The sequence below is a fragment of the Anaerolineae bacterium genome, from assembly GCA_016931895.1.
Taxonomy (GTDB): domain Bacteria; phylum Chloroflexota; class Anaerolineae; order 4572-78; family J111; genus JAFGNV01.
This window is the reverse complement of record JAFGDY010000241.1, coordinates 1-22,607: the sequence shown is the minus strand read 5'-3', so window position 1 is coordinate 22,607 and position 22,607 is coordinate 1. Positions and strand designations below refer to the sequence as shown.

General features: G+C 52.3%; 20 protein-coding genes. 12 read left to right on the top strand and 8 right to left on the bottom strand.

Annotated elements, in window-relative coordinates:
• Positions 1-103 precede the first annotated feature (103 nt).
• From JW953_18550 to coaBC, 3 genes are all read left to right on the top strand, one after another.
• A complete protein-coding gene (locus tag JW953_18550; GenBank protein ID MBN1994707.1) occupies positions 104-664 on the top strand; it encodes an ECF transporter S component in 561 nt (186 codons plus the stop codon).
• Between the two features lie 27 nt (positions 665-691).
• Positions 692-1,459, top strand: a complete 768-nt coding sequence (locus tag JW953_18545; GenBank protein ID MBN1994706.1) for a type III pantothenate kinase — start codon at positions 692-694, stop codon at positions 1,457-1,459.
• Between the two features lie 90 nt (positions 1,460-1,549).
• A complete protein-coding gene (coaBC, locus tag JW953_18540) occupies positions 1,550-2,779 on the top strand; it encodes a bifunctional phosphopantothenoylcysteine decarboxylase/phosphopantothenate--cysteine ligase CoaBC (GenBank protein MBN1994705.1) in 1,230 nt (409 codons plus the stop codon).
• A 32-nt stretch (positions 2,780-2,811) separates the two neighbouring features.
• Here the strand turns inward: coaBC and JW953_18535 are convergent, their stop codons facing one another.
• Positions 2,812-3,423: a hypothetical protein gene (locus JW953_18535; GenBank protein ID MBN1994704.1), complete on the bottom strand. Its 612-nt coding sequence runs from the start codon at positions 3,421-3,423 to the stop codon at positions 2,812-2,814.
• Positions 3,424-3,772: 349 nt separating this feature from the next.
• Between JW953_18535 and JW953_18530 the strand changes: the two genes are divergently transcribed.
• Positions 3,773-4,981: a DUF11 domain-containing protein gene (locus tag JW953_18530; protein ID MBN1994703.1), complete on the top strand. Its 1,209-nt coding sequence runs from the start codon at positions 3,773-3,775 to the stop codon at positions 4,979-4,981.
• A gap of 41 nt (positions 4,982-5,022) precedes the next feature.
• Here JW953_18530 and JW953_18525 read toward each other — a convergent pair whose 3' ends face one another.
• The 3 genes from JW953_18525 to JW953_18515 all read right to left on the bottom strand — a co-directional run bounded on the left by JW953_18525 (position 5,023) and on the right by JW953_18515 (position 8,744).
• The gene (locus JW953_18525; GenBank protein ID MBN1994702.1) at positions 5,023-6,354 is read right to left on the bottom strand and encodes an MFS transporter; all 1,332 of its coding nucleotides are present in this window, start codon (positions 6,352-6,354) and stop codon (positions 5,023-5,025) included.
• A gap of 173 nt (positions 6,355-6,527) precedes the next feature.
• Positions 6,528-7,307, bottom strand: a complete 780-nt coding sequence (locus tag JW953_18520) for a formylglycine-generating enzyme family protein (GenBank protein ID MBN1994701.1) — start codon at positions 7,305-7,307, stop codon at positions 6,528-6,530.
• 195 nt (positions 7,308-7,502) lie between these two features.
• Positions 7,503-8,744, bottom strand: coding sequence for an FHA domain-containing protein (locus tag JW953_18515; protein ID MBN1994700.1), 1,242 nt, complete (start codon positions 8,742-8,744; stop codon positions 7,503-7,505).
• A gap of 842 nt (positions 8,745-9,586) precedes the next feature.
• On the opposite strand from JW953_18515, the gene JW953_18510 reads away from it, so the two are divergent.
• The 5 genes from JW953_18510 (at position 9,587) to JW953_18490 (ending at position 15,491) form a co-directional block, all read left to right on the top strand.
• Positions 9,587-11,023, top strand: coding sequence for an ABC transporter substrate-binding protein (locus JW953_18510; GenBank protein MBN1994699.1), 1,437 nt, complete (start codon positions 9,587-9,589; stop codon positions 11,021-11,023).
• Between the two features lie 129 nt (positions 11,024-11,152).
• Complete coding sequence (locus JW953_18505; GenBank protein MBN1994698.1) at positions 11,153-12,232, top strand: branched-chain amino acid ABC transporter permease; 1,080 nt, start codon at positions 11,153-11,155, stop codon at positions 12,230-12,232.
• A 688-nt stretch (positions 12,233-12,920) separates the two neighbouring features.
• Positions 12,921-13,961, top strand: a complete 1,041-nt coding sequence (locus JW953_18500) for an ABC transporter ATP-binding protein (GenBank protein MBN1994697.1) — start codon at positions 12,921-12,923, stop codon at positions 13,959-13,961.
• Positions 13,958-14,740 (top strand): ABC transporter ATP-binding protein, encoded by a 783-nt coding sequence (locus JW953_18495; protein ID MBN1994696.1) that lies wholly within the window; start codon positions 13,958-13,960, stop codon positions 14,738-14,740. Before JW953_18500 ends, JW953_18495 begins: the two co-directional genes overlap by 4 nt.
• Positions 14,733-15,491, top strand: a complete 759-nt coding sequence (locus tag JW953_18490) for an ABC transporter ATP-binding protein (GenBank protein ID MBN1994695.1) — start codon at positions 14,733-14,735, stop codon at positions 15,489-15,491. The genes JW953_18495 and JW953_18490 overlap by 8 nt, the downstream gene beginning before the upstream one ends.
• 98 nt (positions 15,492-15,589) lie before the next feature.
• Here JW953_18490 and JW953_18485 read toward each other — a convergent pair whose 3' ends face one another.
• Positions 15,590-17,176, bottom strand: coding sequence for an SCP2 sterol-binding domain-containing protein (locus JW953_18485; GenBank protein ID MBN1994694.1), 1,587 nt, complete (start codon positions 17,174-17,176; stop codon positions 15,590-15,592).
• A 144-nt stretch (positions 17,177-17,320) separates the two neighbouring features.
• On the opposite strand from JW953_18485, the gene JW953_18480 reads away from it, so the two are divergent.
• The 3 genes from JW953_18480 (at position 17,321) to JW953_18470 (ending at position 19,691) form a co-directional block, all read left to right on the top strand.
• Complete coding sequence (locus tag JW953_18480; GenBank protein MBN1994693.1) at positions 17,321-18,154, top strand: L,D-transpeptidase; 834 nt, start codon at positions 17,321-17,323, stop codon at positions 18,152-18,154.
• A gap of 18 nt (positions 18,155-18,172) precedes the next feature.
• Positions 18,173-19,375: an N-acetylmuramoyl-L-alanine amidase gene (locus tag JW953_18475; GenBank protein ID MBN1994692.1), complete on the top strand. Its 1,203-nt coding sequence runs from the start codon at positions 18,173-18,175 to the stop codon at positions 19,373-19,375.
• A gap of 76 nt (positions 19,376-19,451) precedes the next feature.
• Entirely contained in the window at positions 19,452-19,691 is a 240-nt protein-coding gene (locus JW953_18470; protein MBN1994691.1) for a hypothetical protein, read from the top strand.
• 2 nt (positions 19,692-19,693) lie between these two features.
• Here the strand turns inward: JW953_18470 and JW953_18465 are convergent, their stop codons facing one another.
• The 3 genes from JW953_18465 to JW953_18455 all read right to left on the bottom strand — a co-directional run bounded on the left by JW953_18465 (position 19,694) and on the right by JW953_18455 (position 22,338).
• Complete coding sequence (locus JW953_18465; GenBank protein ID MBN1994690.1) at positions 19,694-20,458, bottom strand: pentapeptide repeat-containing protein; 765 nt, start codon at positions 20,456-20,458, stop codon at positions 19,694-19,696.
• 277 nt (positions 20,459-20,735) lie between these two features.
• Complete coding sequence (locus JW953_18460; protein ID MBN1994689.1) at positions 20,736-21,815, bottom strand: SH3 domain-containing protein; 1,080 nt, start codon at positions 21,813-21,815, stop codon at positions 20,736-20,738.
• Between the two features lie 37 nt (positions 21,816-21,852).
• Complete coding sequence (locus JW953_18455; protein ID MBN1994688.1) at positions 21,853-22,338, bottom strand: hypothetical protein; 486 nt, start codon at positions 22,336-22,338, stop codon at positions 21,853-21,855.
• Positions 22,339-22,607: the final 269 nt, after the last annotated feature.

Sequence of the window (22,607 nt, the reverse complement as noted above, 5' to 3'; positions counted from 1 at the left end):
TATTTTCTTGGATTAACACTCATATAGATTTTCGCCTATTTGAAAAGTGTCAACTTAACTATTCGTAAGAGATGAACCATCCCCCAAAATGGAGGTTTAAACAATGAAAGAAACAACGGTCAATCACACTTTATTATTAGACATTAGAAAAATTGTTATTACCGGCATTCTGGCGGCTATTGCCATTTTGCTGGGCGTGACGCGCTGGGGTTTTATTCCCGTGCCCAATCTCTCGGGCAGTGCCACCATTATGCACGTGCCGGCCATCATTGGCGGGGTCATGGAGGGGCCGCTGGTCGGGTTGCTGGTTGGCCTTATTTTTGGCCTTTTTAGCTGGCTGCAAGCCCAGGTGCCTTTTTTTAAGGACCCCATTGTGGCGGTGTTGCCCCGCCTGTTCATTGGGGTCACTGCTTATTACAGCTACGCGCTCATCAAAAAACACAATGAATACCTGGCGCTGGTTATAGCCGGGGTGATTGGCACGCTGACCAATACTGTTTTGGTTTTGAGCTTACTTGTGCTGCGGGGCTACATGCCGGTTGAAGCCCTCATCCCCATCATTCCGCAAGCCCTTGCCGAGGTGGTGATTGCCGTGGTAATTACTGTGGCCGTAGTCACGGGCTGGAAACAGATTGGCCGGGGCAGCGGCAAATCTTCAATTTGATGGTCATTGGAAAGTGGAGATGCAACCATGTTATTCGCCATAGACATTGGCAATACCAACATTACCCTGGGCCTCTTTCAAAATAAAACCCTGGTCTACCATTGGCGCATCAAAACAGACCTTGACCGGATGGCGGATGAATACGGCTTTATGGTTGTTGGGCTGATGCGCCATCAAGAGGTGGATTTTAAACAAATTAAAGGAGTTGTGTTGGCCAGCGTGGTGCCGCCCATTACCCAACTTTTCATCAAAATGATCAAACGATTTTTTGACCAGACGCCCCTGGTGGTGGAAGCAGGCGTTAAAACCGGCATTCAAATCCGTTACGACAGCCCCCGCGACGTGGGAGCCGACCGCATTGTGGATGCCGCGGCCACCTATAAAATGTATGGCGGCCCGGCCTGCGTGGTTGATTTTGGCACCGCTACCACATTTGACGCTATTTCAGCCAGGGGGGAGTATTTGGGTGGAGCGATTGCTCCAGGCATTGGCATTGCCGCCGAGGCGCTCTTTAGCCGCACCTCAAAATTGCCCCGGGTGGACCTGGCGCGCCCCCCGCGCGCGGTGGGGACCAATACGGTTTATGCCATGCAAAGCGGCTTGATCTTTGGTTACGTGGGGTTGGTGGAAGGGATGGTGGCTCGTTTCCGGGCCGAATTGGGCGAAACGATGCGCGTCATCGGCACGGGGGGGCTGGCCGAAACCATTGCTCAGGAAACTAACGTGATTGAGGTGGTCAATCCCTGGCTAACCCTGCAAGGCTTGCAGATAATTTGGGAGATGAATCAAGGGTAGTGGATTTAGAAATTAGAAGTGGCGAGCTGATTGATATTCACTCAAAATTTCTCATTTCTAATTCCGGGTCAACCGGGTTAGGAAATAGTTATGGCAACAATCAAAGTATTGGAAAATAAGCACATTGTGTTGGGCGTTACCGGGGGAATTGCCGTTTACAAAACGGCCATGCTTTGCAGCCGATTGGTGCAAGCCGGGGCCGTGGTAGACGTGGTGATGACGCAAGCGGCGCGAGAATTTGTCACGCCCCTCACCTTCCAGGCCCTCACCCACCGGCCTATTTATACCGATATGTTTAACCTGGCCGCCAGGCAAAACGTTATCCACGTTTCCCTGGCCAATGCCGCCGACTTGCTGCTCATTGCTCCGGCCACGGCCAACACCATGGCCAAGCTGGCCAACGGCCTGGCCGACAATCTGCTTACTGCGGTGGCTCTGGCTACGCCGGCCCCGCTCCTGCTGGCCCCGGCCATGGAAAGCGATATGTGGCGGCATCCGGCTACCCAGGCCAATATGGAAAAACTGCGCGGTTGGGGCGTTAATGTAATTGGCCCGGCTGAAGGACGGCTGGCTTCCGGGGGTAGGGGGCCGGGCCGGATGGTTGAGCCGGAAGAAATTATGGGCATGGCCCGGGCGGTGCTGGGCCGCCAGGGCGACCTGGCCGGGCAGCGGGTGGTGGTGACGGCCGGGGGAACGCGGGAAACCATTGACCCGGTCCGTTTTGTCGGCAATCATTCCAGCGGCAAAATGGGTTACGCCGTAGCCGAAGTGGCCCGCGACCGGGGGGCCATTGTTACGCTTATCACCACCGCCAATCGCCCCCGCCCTTTTGGGGTGGAGGTCATCCAGCTTGATTCAGCCGAACAAATGTTGGCGGCGGTATTGGACGCCGCTCGTCAGGCTGATGTGCTGGTGATGGCCGCGGCCGTGGCCGATTTTCGGCCAAAAACCAGGGCCGGGCAAAAGATAAAAAAGAAAACCGCCGGCCCGGAATTGAGCCTGGAAATGGTCCAAACCGCCGACATTTTGGCCGAAGTGGCTCAACAAAAATCGGCCGGGCATGGCCCCCGGCTGACTATCGGTTTTGCCGCCGAAACAGAGGATTTGCTGGCCAACGCCAAAAACAAACTGGCAGCGAAAAAGCTGGATTTAATGGTGGCCAACGACGTTAGCGCAACCGACGCCGGTTTTGCCGCAGATACCAACCGGGTTACGCTACTGAGCGCCGATGGCACAATTAAGGAATTGCCCTTGTTGAGCAAAGTGGAGGTAGCGGAGAAAATTTTTGATGCGGTGCAACATCTAAAACAAAACGTCTAAAAGATGGTCAGCCTATCAGGGCCAAGCATAATTCAAAACAAACTGGCGGCGTTGCTGTAACCCATTTCATCCATAGCCGCCATCATATCGCGCATGCCGGAGAGATGTTCCTGTAAATTTTCGTCCAGGCGGTGGAGACGATTTTCATTAAAATCACCCCTGGCCACAATGAGCAACATCTCGGCATGGGTGGTGCCCAGGTCGCTGGCGATTTTGTGGATTTTTAATTCGGCCTGGGTTTGAAAAGCGCGCAACTCTTTGAGCACGGCCAGGTGTTGTTTTTTGCTTTCCAATAATCGGCGCAGGTGAGGCGTCTCACCCGGGCTGGCGGTGAGCAATTGTCGCCGCAACACTTCAATATCAAATTTGGTTTGGTGCAATTCGCGGGTCAAGTTACGCTGATTGTACAATTTCTCCAGGGCCTGTTCCAACTTGTTCAAACTGGCCAACCAATCGTCAACCGGCCGGATGGTGAGATTGAGCCGGTCACGCATGGGGCCGGGCGGATATTGCTGCGCTACTTGCATGATGGCCCGGCCATAAGCCCGCGACTCTTTCAACGACCGGCCTACCGAGCGGGGCAAGGACGACATTCTGAACGCCCCAAATAACTTGACCATCCCCTTGACTAAAACGTAAGTCAAGACTCCTATTCCCACCACAGCTACTAACACAACGACAATAAATATCAAAAACAGAGGAGGCATTATCTTAAACCTTTCCGCAGCAAAATATCGCCCGCAACCAATATAATGATTATAGCACAACAAAAGGCGATAGAGAAAGACGAGATTTTTTGGGAGTGTATTTTAGTTTAGCAACGGACACGCCACTATTACCGAGGTTTTAGCATACTATTCTATACGATATAAACGCTCAAAAGTTGCGGGATGACTGCGACGGGTAGTAGGGCCAACGGTCGGTTGATAAAACGGTCCAAATGCCTAAATGTCGGACTTGTGAAAAGATAAATTTTGGCTTACAATGGCAAGCATGAAACACAGTACAAGACAGGTTGCCACCACATTTTTTATTTTACTTCTGGCTGCGCCGATTGTTTTGTTTTGGCCCGCTATCATTAGTGGACTTGAGGGTTACATTCCAACGGCTTCTGCGCAGGAACCGCCGGATAACGATTTTTCCCTGTTTTCAATCAGCGATGAAACTTGGGCCGCCCTCGGTTTGTCCAGCGAAATTATTGAGGCGTCAAACGCTTCCTTCAACCTGGAGACGGTAAAAAGAACAAACACCCTTTCTGTAGCTTCCGGCAGCGCCATTACCTTCACAATTGCCATTACCAATCATGGCCCTGATGCGGCCCAATATGTTTTCTTCAGGGATGACTGGCCTGATGAAATGCAAAATGTGGCCTTTTTGTTCAACAGGGCCGTCATCTCTGATGGGTTGGCCAAACCCACCTGGGTAATTACTGAACCAATCCCAAAGGACCAGGCCGCCTTTGTCACCGTCACCGGAATTCTGACTTCCGCTCCCAACGTCACCGTAAAAAATCAGGTCACAGCGGCCTCAGCCGGAGAGACTTCCCCTGCCAACAATACCTCGGAGGTGAGCGTATATATTGCCGGCCATTCACCCATACGCCCACTTTATCTGCCCGCCATCTTCAAAAGCCCGCCCAAAGTACTATTATTTTCCGATGGCTTCTCCAACAACTCAAACGGTTGGACCACGACGGATGATTCTAACTGCGACAGAGGATTCCAGGACAACGAATATCGAATGAAGGTTGACGCTGATAAGAGCTGTTTTACCCCTGCGCCGAGCAAAGCCGAATATACTTATGGAGAGTTCCAGGTATCGGCCCGGGTGAGTGACGGCGATGGCGAATTTGCCTATGGTCTTTATATCAATGGGTCGGGCGAAGATTATTACTATCTTTTCAGAGTAAAACCTGATGATGAATGTGGCTGGTTGTTAACCCGGCGCAAGGACGGTTCCTCCACCACCCTGGCCAGCAGCGGCTGTGTTTCCGCCATCAATAGGGGCGCCACCAAAAACAACCTCATCATCAAACACCGTAACGATGGCGTAATTACGCTTTACATCAACGGAACGCAAGTATATTCCATCAACGACGGCAACTCCTTGACCGGCGTGGGCACAGGTTTATACGCTGAAGCAGACAACGATAAAGATATTACTGTCCGGTTTGATGATTTTAGGGTTTATACCATCCCTTAAAAGGACCTGCCCAAGCACACTCAGTTTTTACCGGGGCAGGTCTAAAACCTGCCCTTATCTTTTCCCAAATCAGAGCCAGCATTCTCTTCCCTGGCTACCCGAATGCCTTCCTGTATATCTACCCGGCTCAACAGAAAACCACCCATAATAAAAAACACCACCAGGGCCACAATACTCAAACGGCTGGAACCGGCCATTTGACCGATAACGGCAAATAAAAACGGCCCAATGATTCCGGCGGTACGAGAACTCATCTCGTAAAAGCCAAAAAACTCGGCCATCTTGGCCTTGGGCGACATCGCGCCAAAGAGGGAACGGCTTAACGCCTGCGAGCCGCCCTGCACCGTACCTACCATAAAGGCCAGCAGCCAAAAATGCCAGGCCACCGACATAAAATAACCGGCCATAGAGATAAGGGTATAAACGGTTAAGCCCAGGTAAATGCTTGATTTGGCGCCTATTCGTTTGGCCAGCCGGCCAAAGCCAAAGGCAAAGGGAATGCCCACAAACTGAGTCATCAATAACGCGCCAATCAGGTCTGTCTGGCCAATGCCTATCTCGGCGCCGTAGATGGTGGCCATTTTGATAATCGTGCCAATCCCATCATTGTAAGCCCAAAAAGCCACTAAAAAAAGAAACAACTGCTTGTAGTGTCGAATTTGATTGAAAGTGCGCCACACCCGCCGGAATCCAGCCAACACCGGATTGATAGATTCTGACTCCTCTCTGGTGGCCGGTGGTTCTTTAATGTTAAAAACAAGTGGAAGGGTAAAAATTCCCCACCACACCGCCACACTCACAAACGAGAGCCGGGCCGCTAAAGTTTTATCGGCCATAAACTGAATCATCAAAACGTTAATGGCCAATAAGAGACCGCCGCCCAAATAACCAAAGGCATAGCCCCGCGTAGAAACCTCATCAATATCCTCCGGCCGGGCCACGTGCGGCAGTAGGGAATTATAGAATAAGTCGGCGGCAGCAAAGGCGATGTTGCCAAAGATAAAAAAGAGCGAGGCCATTAACCAGTCGCCGGTAGTCACAAAATAGAGCAAAGCGGAAAACAGCACCCCCATTGCGGCAAAAGCCATCAAGAACCGCTTTTTCATACCAGAAAAATCGGCAATAGCCCCCAAAATTGGGGCCAACAAGGCAGTAATAAGCAGAGCGATACTGGTAGTATACCCCCAGTAGACTGTGGCCAAATTCCCCGGCAAATCAACTCCGGCCACGCTACTATAATACACCGGCAGCACGGTGGCCATGATAGTGGTAACAAAGGCCGAGTTAGCCCAATCATACATAGCCCATGAATTGATGATTTTGCGATATGCTTTTTCCGTTTCGCCGGCAATTGTATCTGTAATGCTGTTCATATTTTCCCCTTGTGATCATTTGTCTGGCAACATTCACTTTGCCAGCCAGGATTATACCACGTGACGCCGAATGGGAAATATGGAGGATGTGATTTGGGAAAAGAAAAATCGCCAGAGCGCTTTATCATATAAAAATAGCGCCCTGGCGATTGATTTCCAGGTGATGGCTCAAACTATTCGGGGGATACAGCGCAACGGAAGCCTACGTTGGTGTAGAATATAAAGTCACCGTCCAAACGTGATAGGCAGTGAACAATGTTAGCATCATTCACCCACGAAGCGCCTCGCAACACCCGAAATCCCATCGCCTCACGGCTTTCACGCCCATCGTCAGGGTTGTAGGGGTAAGGCCAGTAAAGGCTGTTGGTCCATTCCCACACATTACCCACCATATCAACCAATCCTTCTGGCGTGTCTCCTTGAGGCGAGAAATGACCAATAGGGCTAGTACCGCCCAGGCCACTTTCTTTACAGTTGCAACAATACCCCGGCTCAAATTCATTTCCCCAGGGATATCGCCGGCCGCTCAACCCGCGCGCCGCACATTCCCATTCGGCCTCAGTAGGCAGGCGTTTGTGCGCCCAAGCTGCATAAGCCATGGCGTCCTCCCAGGTCACCAATACGACAGGATGATGGGCTTTGCCTTCGGGATACATTCGAGTTTCGGGGTCCCAATTATAGCCTTGGGTATCGCACCAACTAACGTCGTAATTGGGCACAGGGTGGCCGGTGGCCTCGACAAATTGCCTGTATTCAGCATTTGTTACCGGCCAGGCGTCAATATAAAAGCTGGCCACTTCCACCTGGTGTTCAGGCCGATAATTGGGATTACCCTCGCTGCTGCCCATAATGCAGACGCCACCCTCGATAAACACCATATCCTTTCCATCGTCGGGCCAGACAATAATAGAAGCGGCTGGGGTGTCGGATGAAATTATCGGATCCTCAATCATACTTACTTCTCCTTCCACTTGCCATTTGCTTCAGGCATATTTGTTTCAACTAAGCCAAACTCCAAAAAGTCTCAAAAATTTCAAGAGGCTACAAAAACAAACACTATTCCCCAAAACAACTTGGGGTGGATATTCCCAAGCGTACTTTGAGACATTGTTTGAACAAAATAGCACGCTAACCCTTGCGATAACTTTCTATAAATCCACATCGTAGGCCAGCACACAACCACCTAACCAAATATGATCGCCGGGCTTAAGTTGGACCGCTTGCCCCAGCAATAACATTTTGCCATTTACGCGCGTGCCCAGGCCACTGCCTGAATCTTCTATATACGGCATGCGCTGACGCCAGGTAATAATGGCATGGTGACGCGAGACCCGCTTGGCTATCTCGCCATCCTGGCTGAGATCAATATCAGGCATAACATTGACATAGGTATCAGCCCGTCCAATAGAAAGCTCATTGGGGGGAGCAATAGTGATGCGGCGACCCGTAGGAGTTACAATAATCCTGTGCCGCACCTGGTCACTGGGTGATATAATCAACATGTGGCTGGGTATTGCATCGTAGCGCAGTTCAACTTTACCCAGGATGATCCGGTCGCCTGACTGTAATTGATGCCGGAGGCCAAATTCAAGTCGTTTACCGTTCAGCAATACCCCCTGGCGGCTACCAAGGTCTTCGATGGTATGGTATCCCTCCGCGCCAGCAATTCTGGCATGTCGCCGGGACACAGCACCTACGCCCTCATCTTCGTAACTAAAATCAATATCTGGAGGCACGCCAATATTTGGATCAAAACGCCCCAAGATCAATTCACCATTGGTGGGCAAAACAATATGCCGGCCATCACTTTTAACAGTAAGCCAATGAGGCCGGGCCGGTTCAGACCTTTGCGGTCTCTTTGGAGTTGACCCCAACGACTCGGCTGGAACAGTAACAGTTGAGGACGATTCTGACAACCCAGATACATCTCCTGCCACATTGGCCCCAGAAAATGACCCTGACCTGGCTTGAGGAGAAGAGGGTGGATTGAGTTTAGGGGAAGCAGACGATGATAAGGGCCTCAGTTTAGGCCGAACCGAGGAGGTAAGTGGTTTAAGTTTGGGACGCTTGGACCTGGTTTGGGGAGAAACAGGACGTAAATAATCTGGCGACTGTTTTGGCCGTGAAGCAGCCTCCTTTTCCTCGTCTTCCCTGGTTTCACGCGCCTCACGCAAACGACGGCTCAACAACGACCCTTCGGCAGCTTGCCTGGCTCGCTCTTCTTCGGCCTTAACCAGTAGGCAACTTCTTTGCAAACGATCCCACGCTGTTAGCGTATCGGTCCGAGCGTCAAAAGCATGGCGGATCATGCTTTTAACGCTGGGGGAATTATCACTCTCGTCAATACAACGATTTCGAATGGGGCATTTGCGACAATTATATTTGTACATCGCCCCTATAGTTTCCTCTCCCAATTAATGGTCTGACTAAATCAGTATACTGAATTGGCCCGCAAAATGTCAATGGGATTATTATACCCGTTTTGAGGTCTGAATTCAAAGCCCCCCACAATTTTAAGCGCATTTAGGCTATGAATAATCGTCCAAACATACCCTTCGCAAGAATAACCGCTGCTTGACATATCTGGGCGCATTTGCTATACTTGGCAAAATTTTTTGTTCGGGATTTCACGGCTAAAAGCTATCTGGCTCAAGAACATCCTGATGGATTCAGCTTTTTTGGAAAAAGGTAGTAAAGAAGTAAGGTACTTGCTGCACCTGTATCTATCTTCACGTTGCTGATCACGGCAACAGGTTGTGAGGCGTCTGGTGGCGAGCCGGCGTGTGCTATCATAACATCTGCAAGCCAGGCCCTCGAGCGCTCCCCACTGAGATGGTCCTCGCAACAGTTACATTCAAGCTAAGGGTTTGAAAGCAAATAACTTTGACCTGGCCGGGGATACAAATCCTTAAGTTATTAAGTCCTTAGCCCTCATCCCTCTCATTTGCCTCCAATGTTGCAGGCACAATAAAAACGGACAAAATTCTGGTAAACTCTGTCCGTGATCAATAACATTAGATTTTTGGCGAGTTCTTTTGCCAAAGGTAATGGTAGTTTTCTTGAGGGTAGAAATCAACAATACGTTAAACATCTTGAAGCAATACAATACCAATTTTAGCGAAAGGGGGGATAGCCCATCAGACTGAATGATACCGAAATTAATAAAAATATTTCGAGTAGTAGGTGTTTCAATTAATTCAAATAATATAAAGGAGAAAAGAGGTCCTAAATAATGAGTAAAAAACTATTTAGTCTGTTCTTATTAGTGTTGGTTTTAGCTCTACTGCCGGCTACTGTAGCCGCCCAGGGCGAGGGGTCAACCTATACCGTTCAGGCGGATGACTGGTTGTCAAAGCTGGCCGAAAAAGAGTATGGCGACATCTTGGCCTACCCGGCCATCGTCTACTATACCAATCAAATGGCCAAAACCGACAGCAGCCTCACCAAGGTAACCGACCCCAACAGCATTGAAGTAGGCGACGTACTCTACCTGCCCTCTGCTGAAGAAGCCGCCGCTTATCTGGCTGGCGAGCGCGTTGGCCCGGCCAAGGGCGACGCCGCTCCGGCCGACGAATGGGGAGTGGTAGAGATTGCTCCTGGCGCTCCAATTCGGTTGGGTTTTGCGGCTGCCCTGAGTGGCGCAGGCGTTGACATCTTGGGCATTGACGAGCAGCGCGGCGCGCAATTAGCTGTAGCCGACCGCCCCAACGTAGCCGGGCACCCGGTTGAGCTGGTCATTGAAGACTCCCTCTGCTCCGGCGAGGGTGGCACCGCTGTGGCCAATAAATTTGTGGCCGATCCCACTATTGTGGCTGTAGTGGGCCATATGTGCTCCAGCTCCTGTATTCCCGCCTCCGATATTTACGAGGGCGCAAACTATACTATGCTCTCTCCCAGTTGCACGGCAGTTGCTTTCACCGCCCGCAGCCTGGCGTCAGCCAACCGCGTTTGCTGGAGCGACGCCATTCAGGGGCCGGCGGCGGCTGGTTTTGCCTACAACACCCTGGGCGCTCGCAAAATGGCCACCATCCACGACGGCAGCCCCTACGGCGAAGGTCTGGTTAACGAAACTGCGGCGGCCTTTAAGGCTTTAGGCGGTGAAGTGGTAGCCCAAGAAGCTGTGGCCGTGGGCGATACCGATATGCGCCCGGTGCTGACCAAGATTGGCGCGGAAAGCCCCGACATCATCTACTTTGGCGGTTTCGTGGCCGAAGGCGCTTTCCTGGCCAGCCAGCGCTTTGACGTTGGTTTAGGCGACGTTATCTTTATGGGCGCCGATGGGATCAAGGCCGACGATTACATCAAGGCTGCCGGCGACGCCGCCGAAGGCAGCTACGCCAGCGCCGCCGACCTGGGCGCCGCCGGGCCTGGCCTGAGTGCTTTCTTTACCAAGTATGAAGCCGCCTACGGCGAGGAACCACCCGCGCCGTTCCATGCCCACGCTTATGATGCTGTAAATGTTTACCTGGACGCCATCTATGCTTCGGCGGTTGAAGGGCCAGACGGCACGCTATGGATTGGCCGCAAGGCCCTCAACGATGCCGTCCGCGCCACCAGTGGTCTCCAGGGTCTCTCCGGCGTGCTCACCTGTAATGCCAAGGGTGACTGCGGGACCGGGACCGTAGCCGTATCCGAAGTTAAAAACGGCGAATTTGTCACGGTTGAATAATCATCAGTAATCCAAAGGGGCAATGAACATTGCCCCTTACTCATCTCAAGGTAGTTGATTATTCAGACGATGAGGCGGGCGAGTCAATCGCCTGCCTCATCTTGCATATTCCAAATCAAGGATAACTTTATGGCAGCAGTAAGTAGATTCCGTTCGCGCACTTCAGCAAAACCGCAAATATCGGGGAGCAAAATAACCTTGTGGGTAACTGCCGTGTTAGTCATTGGATTTATTGTCTGGCGTTTAACCGGCACCCTGGCCCAGGCCAAGTATGGTCCCGATGTTTGGATTTTACAAACCGTTAATGGGACGGTCCAAGGGTCAATGTATGCCCTCATCGCGCTGGGCTACACGCTGGTCTACGGCATTCTCTTTATGATCAATTTTGCCCACGGTGAAATTTTTATGATTGGGGCAATGGCCGGCTATTTTACCCTGACCGGATTTGATGAATCTGGCATTTTAGACACAAACCCTGTCCTGGCTGTGCTGGTCACTTTTGCCGTAGGCATGTTGACTCCATTAATCTCCGGCATTTTTCTGGAACGATTGGCCTACCGGCCTCTGCGTCGCGCCCCTCGCCTGGTACCGCTGATTAGCGCCATCGGCGCGTCATTCTTTTTACAACAGGCCGCCCGGCTGCTGTTTGGGATTCGGATGAAAATCTATCCCACGGTTGACTTTTTGTCGGGAGCCTGGGTGTTTTCCGTCGGCGGCAAAGACGTACGCATTCAACAACTGGGAGTGGCTATTTTTGTCGTCACTGTCCTGTTGATGATTGGCCTTTACCTCCTGGTCCAACGCTCAAAAATAGGCAAAGCCATGCGGGCCGTGGCCGAAGACAAAGATACCGCCGCTCTCATGGGCATTGACGTGAACTATGTGATTATGATGACCTTTGCCATTGGTTCAGCCCTGGCCGGCGCGGCCGGGGTGATGTGGGGTCTCTGGTACAAACAGGTCACCCACACGGTTGGCTTTATGCCCGGTCTCAAAGCCTTTACGGCCGCAGTGTTGGGCGGCATTGGCAATATACCCGGTGCAATGTTGGGCGGCTTCTTCCTGGGCCTGGTTGAATCGTTGGCCCCTACCGCCCTGGATTTGAACACCCAGTTAAAAGACGTGATTGCCTTTGGCCTGCTGGTCATTGTGCTTATCTTCCGCCCCTCCGGCTTGTTGGGCGAAGTGCTATCAGAAAAGAAAGCGTAGGAGGGATATGTCTATGAAATCAGCATTTCCTTTCCCAATTGGCCTGCGCAATGGCTTGATTATGGGCGTGGTTTCCATTTTTATTGCCCTCATTGGTATGCTGCAAGCCTTCTCCGCCCGCGCCCTGGCAGGTAATGTCACCCTGACCAACATTATTATCATCTTACTGGGGGTGTTAACCGGCTATTTTGCCATCCGCAAAATGGAAGGTAGTACCTCGATTGGCCAGAGAATTTTGGCCGGGCTAACGGCCGGAGTGGTAAACGGCGCAATGCTGGCTATTTTGATGCTCATCATTAGCACCGTTGATTTGAGAGACATTTTGGTCAATGCTACACCCGAACTGGTGAACATACTTATGTTTGGCCAAAATTTCTATGTATATGAGAGCGCTATCATTCTGGTGGTGCTGTTTGGGATTTTGGGACTGGTAGCCGTTTTATTGGAACTTTTACCTGGACGGTTACGCCGCGCTATTTTATGGGGTTTGGCCATTGTGGCCCTATTTGGCCTGTTCTGGGAAGTATTAACCGGCCTGGCCCTGACCCGCCTCCTTCTTGATTGGATAGGTTGGCAATTGGGACGCACCCTTTCGTGGACGGCCGCGATTGTTATTTTTGTAATTTCCGGGTTGATTACCTACTTTCGGCCCAATATTGACCAGACCTTGGGCGGTCGCTACCACCGCATGCCGGTCGCCGGGCAAACCTCGCTCAGATGGATTGGGTTTGGTTTACTGACCCTGGCCTTACTGGTATTGCCGGCTGCCGTCGGCCAATTCTGGTCGCAAACTTTAACCACCATTGGCCTGTTCGCGCTGATGGGCCTGGGCCTGAATATTGTGGTTGGCCTGGCCGGACTGCTGGACCTGGGCTATGTGGCCTTTTATGCCATTGGCGCATATACCATGGCCCTGCTCACCTCGCCCGCCTCTTCGATGGCCAGTAACGGCAACCCGGCGATGTCGTTTTGGATAGCCCTGCCCATCTCGCTGATTGTCGCGGCCTTTTCCGGTATTTTACTGGGTATTCCAGTGTTGCGGTTGCGGGGCGACTACCTGGCTATTGTCACTCTGGGCTTTGGCGAAATCATCCGGGTGCTGGCCCTGTCAGACCTGCTCAAACCCTGGATTGGGGGGCCGCAAGGTATTCTGGAAACGCCTGCCCCGCAGCTTTTTGACCTCAGTTTAAAAGACCCGCGCCTGCTCTACTATCTACTGCTGGCGGCTTGTTTGCTGGGCGTTTTTGTGTCAATCCGCTTGAACTTCTCCCGCATTGGCCGAGCTTGGATTGCCATGCGCGAGGACGAAGACGTGGCCCAGGCCATGGGCATTAACCTGGTGGCGGCCAAGCTAATGGCCTTTTCCATTGGCGCGGCGCTGGCCGGGATTGGCGGAGCCATTTTTGCCTCGCGGCAGGGGGCTATCTTCCCCTCCGACTTTACCCTGTTCATTTCCATTAACGTGCTGTGTCTCATCATCATCGGTGGGATCGGTAGTATTCCGGGTACCATCGTCGGCGCGCTCTTTCTGGTTGGTTTGCCGGAGGTGCTGCGGGAAGTGGACGAATTCCGAATTCTGGCCTATGGTTTTGGCTTGGTGATTATGATGATTGTTAAACCGGAAGGGCTGCTGCCTTCGGCCCGCCGCCGGATGGAATTACACGAACACGAGGCAGGGGGGATGGCCGGTACGCCAACCCCCATTTCAGAAGTTGGAGGTAAAGCATGACAATCCTCGAAGGAAAAGCTGTAACCAAACGATTCGGGGGACTGGTGGCGGTCAATAAAATTGACCTGGTGCTGGAAAAAGGGATGATTGCCAGCATTATTGGCCCCAACGGGGCCGGTAAAACCACTTTCTTCAACTGTATCACCGGCTTCTACGTGCCCGAAGAAGGAGAAATCATCTTTGATGGTACGCCTCTCATTGGCCACCGCCCCGATCAAATTACTGCGCTGGGCATTGGCCGAACTTACCAGAATATTCGACTCTTCAACAGCATGACGGCTTTGGAGAATATCCTGGTTGGCATGCACTGTCGTCTCAAAACCGGTATTCCGGGCGCTATTTTGCGCGATCCACGGACCATCGCCGAGGAACGAGAGGCGGTCAAAAAGGGGACTGAACTGTTGAGGCTGGTTGAATTACGCGCCCAGGGTGATGAACTGGCCCGCAACCTGCCCTATGGCGCCCAACGCCGCCTGGAAATTGCTCGCGCCCTGGCCAGCGACCCCAAGCTGCTGCTGCTCGACGAACCGACCGCCGGGATGAACCCCAGCGAAACCACGGCTTTGACCAAATTCATTGACCGCATTCGCACCGAATTGGGGCTGACCATTTTGCTAATTGAGCACGACATGCGGGTAGTGATGAGTATCTCCGATCAGGTGACGGTGCTGGACTACGGCCTAAAAATTGCCGAAGGCACCCCTGCCGAGGTGCAAAACAATCCCCGGGTCATTGAAGCTTATCTTGGTCGCGGAGGTAATGGCTATGGCCATGCTTGAAGTCAACAATATCTACACCTACTACGGCAACATTCAAGCCCTCAAGGGCGTTTCCCTTTCTGTAGACAAGGGTGAAATTGTGACGCTCATCGGCGCAAACGGCGCTGGCAAGAGCACCACGCTCAACACCATTTCGGGCATCTCGAAGCCGCGTGAAGGCGACATTCGCCTGGAAGATGAACTACTCAACGAATTGCCCCCCCACCACATCGTTGCCTTGGGTATCTCTCAGGCCCCAGAGGGACGCAAAATATTCGCCCGGTTAACGGTCCGCGAGAATCTGGAAATGGGCGCGTTTGCGCGTAAAGATAAACAAGGCATCCAGGAGGATTTTGAGCGCGTTTTTGAACTCTTCCCCCGGCTCAAGGAACGCATCAGGCAGGTTGGCGGCACGCTTTCCGGCGGCGAGCAGCAAATGCTGGCCATTGGCCGGGCCATGATGGCCCGGCCCAAGCTGCTACTGCTCGATGAACCTTCAATGGGATTGGCTCCTATCCTGGTTGAAGAAATCTTCAGAATTGTCCAGGATATTAACCAACAAGGCACCACCGTTTTGTTAGTTGAACAAAACGCCAATATGGCGCTACAAGTGGCCAATAGGGGCTATGTGCTGGAAACCGGCGTGGTCGCCCTGGAAGGAACAGCAGCCGAACTGCGTGAGAACCCGCAGATCAAAGCCATCTACCTGGGCGAAGGTGAAATAGAAGAAGAGATCACTTCTTTGAAACAATCAGGATCACCAAAAAATTGAATCTGAAACAAAACAGGTGCAACTGATAAATAAATACCCGAAGGGCTGCCAAATTATCTCTCGCCGGCAGCCCTTCGGGTATTGTTTATTTACTGGCTTTACTCAAGCCTGAAATCCTCCAAGTGAACGATATTTAACTCCGTCTGACCCACGTCGCGTTCGGTATTTTCCAGACGAATGAAAACGGTGATGGCGTTGGTTCGGGCCACGGTTCGCACCACCGGATAGCGCCACTCGTTGTCCTTACCGTCTCCTTCACCCCAGATGACGCTTGGTCTATTCCATTCGCGGTTGCCGGTAGGGTCAAGACCAATGGTTTTGAAAATTTTGCCATCGGCTCGCTCGCCGCTGGTGCCTTTGTAAAATGAAACGATACTGCCGCGAAAGGTGTATTCTCGCCCCTCCTGGGCGGCCACTGTTTGGAAAAACACCAGATCAAAGCCATAGCGGGAGGCCACCACCTGCGAGTGTTTGCCATGGATATGATAATCCAGGCCGCCGCCGCCAAAATACTTTTGGGTGAACCGGCCAAATGTGCCGCTATCCATCAGGTGAACCCGACTTTTTACCTCTGAAATGAGTTGCAGGGTCCAATGAGCGCCATATTGCTCAGAAAATTGAGGCTCTTTCCAAACTTTGGCTTCCCCGTCACGAACGTAGGGCTGGTAATCATCAAAGCTCCCGTTAAGCAACGTAGGATTGATGGGACCGGTGGGTTGGGGTGAAGGGGGAGGAGCGGGTGTTGGCGTTGGCGCAGGCGTAGGGCTAACCGCTACAAAATTAGCCCACGGGCCAAAAATGTCGGGGATTCTGGCCGCCAGGTTCAAGTCGCCGCCAATCCTGATTTTACCCTGACGGTAGGCCTGATTGGTATCAAGCTGTCCCTGCGCCAGCTTGATAAAATCGGTCCCACTCATGCCAATCGCCACCGACGGCAAGGGCGTACTCCCTTCAGCCACAGAGCAGGTACGATTGGCCACAAAAACCGTCCAGGTACCGCTGCCAACGCCGGTCAACTGAAATTGATAGGTGGCTTGCAGAGTCCCGGCCCGGTCCGGCCTAAAGCCTTTAGGCATCGCCCGCACATAATCAGACAAAGTTGGTTGGGCAGGAGACGGCACGGGTTCAGGTGGAGGTGGAATAGGCTGAGGTGATGGCGGGACAGGTTCGGGGGGAGTAGGGGGAGCAGGAGGAGACGGGGATGGCGTTGGTGTAGGTGTAGGTGGTGTTGGGCTGGCGGCAGCAATTTGAGGAATCACCAAAACCTGGCCTACCCAAATCCGGCCCGTATGGTCAATATTGTTGGCATTTTGAATAAGCGGATATTTGTAAGGGTCGCCGTATACTCTCCGCGCAATCTGGGCCAGAGTATCGCCGGCTTGCACAGTATAAGTGGTCAATTTCCCGGCTTCGCCCCGGGCATAAGCCGTGATAAGTTCCTCCAGAATTTGCCCTACCAGTTTGCCTTCACCTTGCCCTCGTTCGAGCATGGCTTGATAAGTAGCGTCATCCACCTCAATTTGAAACTTTCTGACAGTCATCCGGCTGTTCCTCCTCTGCCTGCTAAAAGAATGATGATAAAGTTTTTCATTTATCCGGGAGAACTCTGGGGAAACTCGTGGGACTCTTATGAGTTCTTCCGTATTTCTAAACAAAAATTCTTTAACCTTCCATCCCAAAACCATTTTAACGCTTCTGTGGTCTTTTGCAAGTTAGCGTCCGCAAATCCTTCATTGACAAAGATTATGACAAATAGTACAATACTTCGCCAGTAAACTTTTTATTTGAACTCCCGGCGAAATTAGAACAATAACCAATGCCAAACGCTTATGAAAGCACACCTCAAACCATCATATTATCTCTTTCTCCTATTCCCATTGCTCCTTGCTCTACTGGTTGGCTGCGCTACATCCTCAGCCGCAAATTTTGCATCTAACGGTACTGCCACATTTGCGCCAACCGTAACCAAGACGCCGGTCAAACAAAACAACCTGCCTGCGCCAACAGCATCTTCTTCCGCAGCTAAATTAAAAACCACCCCCCCACCGGAGCCAAATCCGGCCACGTCCTTACCCACCCCAAAACTTACCCCAACCCTACCCGCAACGCCGACCTTAACCCTCGCATCCTCGCCAACTCCCCTGCTCCCCCCCACCCCAACAGCGCCCCGTAGGCCCACTGCCATCACCCCACCCACGCTCTCACCGACAGAGACGGACGACCAGGTTGAACGTTACTTGTTGGTGAATCAGGATGAGCAGATGATGTATGTTTACGAAGATGGCGTTGAAGTGCGGACAATTCCGGTCAGCACCGGAGCGCCAATGACCAACACGTTTACTCCGGCCTGGGAGGGAGTGGTGGGTAATGACTGGGGAGGCGGTATCTTCCGCAACAGTTTTCGGGCCGATTATATGTGGTACCTTTTCCCCGGCCCGGAAGGTTCTATTCTCATTCATAGCGTGCCTTACACGCAAGCCAATAACGTAAAGATTTACGACCGGCTTGGGGCCCTGGGCATAGAGCCTGTTTCCAATGGCTGCGTGCGTGTCTCGCCGGAAGATGCGCAGTGGTTGAAAACCTGGAACCCCGTAAACGTGCCCATCAAAATTACGCGCTGGTCAGGCCCAATTTCGCCTGACCCATCAGCCCAGATCGAGTAACCAAAAAAGGTTTGAACAATGGCCAATATCTTAAAAAATCTGTCCATAATCAAACGAGAAGCATGGGGCGCAACGTTTGGCCCAGATTGGCCGGCCAGCCCGGCCTGGCCGCCGGTGTACCACACGCCTCAATTCCTGGTTATCCACCATACGGTCACTTCTAATCAGTGGCAGCCCCTGGCTGCGGTCCAGGCGATTTGGCGTTACCACGCCCAAACCCAGGGCTGGGGCGATATTCGTTACCATTATTTGATTGGCCAGGACGGAATCATTTACGAGGGCCGCTATCGAGGCGAGCAACCCTCAAATATTTATGTAGAGGGGGGGCAGACCATGACCAGCAATACCCACAAGTTGGGCATTACCCTGCTGGGTCAATTTGAGCCAAGCGCGGCCAAACCTCCACCCGGCGAGCCAACGCCGGCGGCACTCGATGCCCTGGTCTGGCTGCTGGCTGCCATTGCCTACGATATGCAGCTTGACCCCCTGGGCGAAACGCATCATCCCCTGGAAAACAAAACCTATCCCGTTATCAGCGGCCACCGCGATCATTACCGCACCTCCTGTCCCGGCGGTAATTTGTACAAGTTATTGCCCGCCATCCGCCAACGGGTCGCCGCCGAGGTCCAACGACTGCGGGAAGACGAAGCGCCGGAGGAACCCGAAGAGCAGGCAGACGAGATAACGATTTTGCCAACCGAAACCCAGGTGGCCTGGGGAAAATCGGTGTGGCCTAATTTATTGTGGGGCGACGACGATCTGTACGTGGGGACATGGGGCGAGGCCGTCTACTACAGCCTCATTGAATTCGGCATACCGGAGCAGGTGAGGGGCAAAAAAATCACCGGCTTGACCCTTTCTTTAACGGGACAGGACAATGCCTATCTGAAAGACGCTGATGGAATCTTCCAGGCCGTCCTCCTGGCTGCCCCCTTGCGCGGCCCAACAATCGCCACCATCCCTTTTGCAAACCTGCGTACTGCCGCCGCCATCGCCAAACTCACGCCACCCCTTTCTATCAGCGACTTGAAACCACAGGTAGAAAATCAGTTCACGCTTGACCCGGTCAATTTGGAACAGGTCAACCAGGCGGCAGCGAACGACTTTTTGGCTATTCGATTAGAAGGGCCAACCGGCGGCCGGCGGCTTTTTTCGTGGGATAGCGGGTATGGGCAAGGAGGACTGCTCATCAAGCCGGCCTTGACCCTGCGGTATCGGTGAAGTAATCCTTGTCAACCGTCATATAGCGGATACAATATCTGCAAAGTATTTGGCGCAGCGCAGACGAGTTTCAACAATGTTTCGTTTGTATCAAGTTGAAGTTTCTTTCAGCGGTCAAAAGGTGTCGGAGCATACTATCGAAGCGCCCGACGCCTTATCGGCGATTAATCTGATTGAAACGCAGTACGGCGAACCGCCTGAAGTACAATATAAAACCATTCATCACGAGAATGGAGTTAAAGAGCACGTGTTGGTTGTGTTGGATTGGCACGGTTATTGTTTCCTGGCTCGCAACATCAGCCGGCCAGCCTCATAAGGCTACTGGCTGTATACCTGGCCGGTAGGCAAGATAATTTCCTCAATAGTCTGCGCCCGCCTGTATTGAAAGGCGGTGATGTCTGAAGCGGTAAAATCGGTTCTAATGAGCAACGCCCCCGTGAGGATGGCACCTTCCATCTTGGTAGACCCCAGATCGGCTTCCTTTAGATAAGACTCCCTCAGATTGGCCCCGCGCAAATCAGCCGCTTTCAAATTGGCGTTTTCCATATCCACCCGGTATAGCGTAATGCCATCCATAAATGCGCCCCGCAAATTGGCTCTCAGCAAAATAGCGTTGCTCAAATCGGCCTTCTCCAAGATAGCCTCTCTTAGATAGGCCCCGGTTAGATTAGCTTTTTGTAAATTGGCTCCCCTAAGATTGGCGCTATACAGGTTGGCTTTGCGCAAATTTGCGCCGCTCAAATTTGCGCCGCTTAAGTCGGTATCTCGCAGATCCGCCTCTGTTAAATCAACTCCGCTTAAATCAACTCCGCTCAAATTCTGGATAGACAAATCAAACCCCTTAAAACTCTGGATCTTATCGCTCTTGGCCCAGGCCAACGCCAGCTCAAGCTGTTCCTCCCGATTCTTGATGTCCGCCAAGTCAACGTCTTGCCGGTCCGAAACCTGCTTTTCCAAAACTATATCTCGCACCGCCGATGCGTAACTATAACCCGGCATCCACTGTTTGCAATGTCTACAGAATATGGCGCTGGCCCTGATTTCCTCATCGCAGAAAGGGCATCGTTTCATTTCTTCAGCCATGCCTATCCTCCACTGATCGTTTGCCAGAATCCAAAACAGGTCGAGTTGCAAGCATAAGCGCATTATAATCTATTTTGAATTTCTCTAAAAATGGAACAGGCCATAACGATCAATTTCGATGAACATGTTTTTGCCTGGCCAGACTGATGACTTTCCATTGATGGTTACACCAGAGAATGGAATGAGGATTTTATGGCCTGCATTGACAGACCGGCCCGGTAATATCATACCGGGCCGGTCGTTGATTATCGCCAGGATTTTGCCAATCACGCCTCATCTAAAACGTATCTTCGTAACTGAGCCAACTACGCACCTGGATGTAATCGTCATTCTCATCATAATAGTAATAATCGTAGAGGATAAAGATGCGGTCAAGCGCCTCGGTCCAGAACATGCGGCCATTGTAAAACTGCTGAAAAGCGCCGGCTGTATCTTGGGCCGGCCCAAGGGCGTAACCCAGATGCTCTTTGACCTGCGCGCCGGTGCCTTCCCAATAAACCTTGCCGAATCTGTCGCCCACCGGGGAAAAGCCGGTCGGGATTGCGCCTACTTTGGCCGGGTCAGCCGGGCCTAGATTGCCAAAACGTTGGTAATTGCCATCTTCAAAGAAAACGTATACCGGATCGCTGCGATAAACGCTGTCGGCCTCAAGCCAAAGCATTAATCCGCGCTCAAAAATCTGCACCGCGGCCTTTGTGCCCTGCTCGTTGCCGCTGGGGCAGTTAAGCGTGGCTTGGATTTCAGGATGCTCACCCCACACCTGACCAAAACCCCGGATGGGCACGCTGCTGCAATAAACCGGCCCCGGCTCGACGCTTTGCTTTTCCACTACCGCCGCCGGCTGCGCTTGGGGCAAATCTTCCACCATGGCTTCCAGAACGGCCTCGGTCGGCAGCAAACTCAAGGCTGGGTCTGGGGCCACCAGATCGGCGGCCAGCCAGCCAAACTGCTTTTGATAGGCAATCAGCAGCCAGAGATTATCGGTGGTGCGCCCGTAAGCTGTAATTGACTCGGTACGCTCAATGATGCCCACCACCGGGCGGTCAAGGCTAGGCTCCTGCCGCACGTTGGCCGCCGAGGTTGCCCCATTCAGCCGGATTTTGGTTGTTTCCAGGTATGTTTTTTCCTCATAAACAGCCAACACGCCGGGGGGGAGGTCAAGCACATCCGCTTCACGGTAAACGCCTACGGACACAGGGATAACGTTGGCATACAACCCGGCCATGCTTGGGGCAAGGTCAGCCGGACGGTCAAAATAGTAAACCTGATCGCCGTCCCGCAGCAACGCGCCCTGTGCAAAACCGAGATGCACCGGCAGAGACGCCAGTAACGAAGCAGCCGGCCACGAAACCGGCAAGCCATTGTCACCGGCGCGGGTTATCAGGGGGCGCCACTCATTTAACCAGCCAGCGCTCCCCCAAGGCCACCCAGTAGAGGTCACCCCGCTCATCCAGAGCCAAGCGGGTCAACTCATCCGCCAGGGGTATGGCCGCCAGGAGTTTATCCTCAACTGCCACAACATCGTTTTTAACAAAATCATAAGCCAAAAACGTGTCCAGATCATAAATTCGCTGGCACATGTTATTTTCCGTCAGGTAGAACACGTCTTTGCCACTGCCTTGCAGCAAGGTCCCGGCCGGGTATGGGTTTGACGAGAAATCAACCTGCGCCTTTTCCCCGACGGTTGGGGTCGCTGCCGGTTCAACCGCAACCGTTGCCTCCGGCGTAGGAGATATTGTTTTGGCCGTTAGCGTGGCTGTGGCCGTAACCACAATAATTTGGGGTTCTGCTCCGGTAAGATTACTACAGGCAGCCACAAGCGCTATCGTCGCACTAACAATGATCAAACTTAAGATAGCTTTGCGATTGATGAATTTCATTTGAGAGCCTCCTTATTTAACTATTGGATAACGGGCCACTACAGGATGGCCGGCATCCATTGATATAAGTCTGCTCTCACTATAGGCCATTTTAGGGAGAAGTGCTGGACATAACTTTCGCCAAAGTCTGACCGAACGACTACGCAAAGCTGGCGTTGTGATGTATTTAAACGCTGGCCATAATGAAGATTAAATAATTATGGATACTGTTGGCGAATTTATGTAAAGCAACAAGGTCAAGGCCAATATGACAAATACTCCAAAACGAG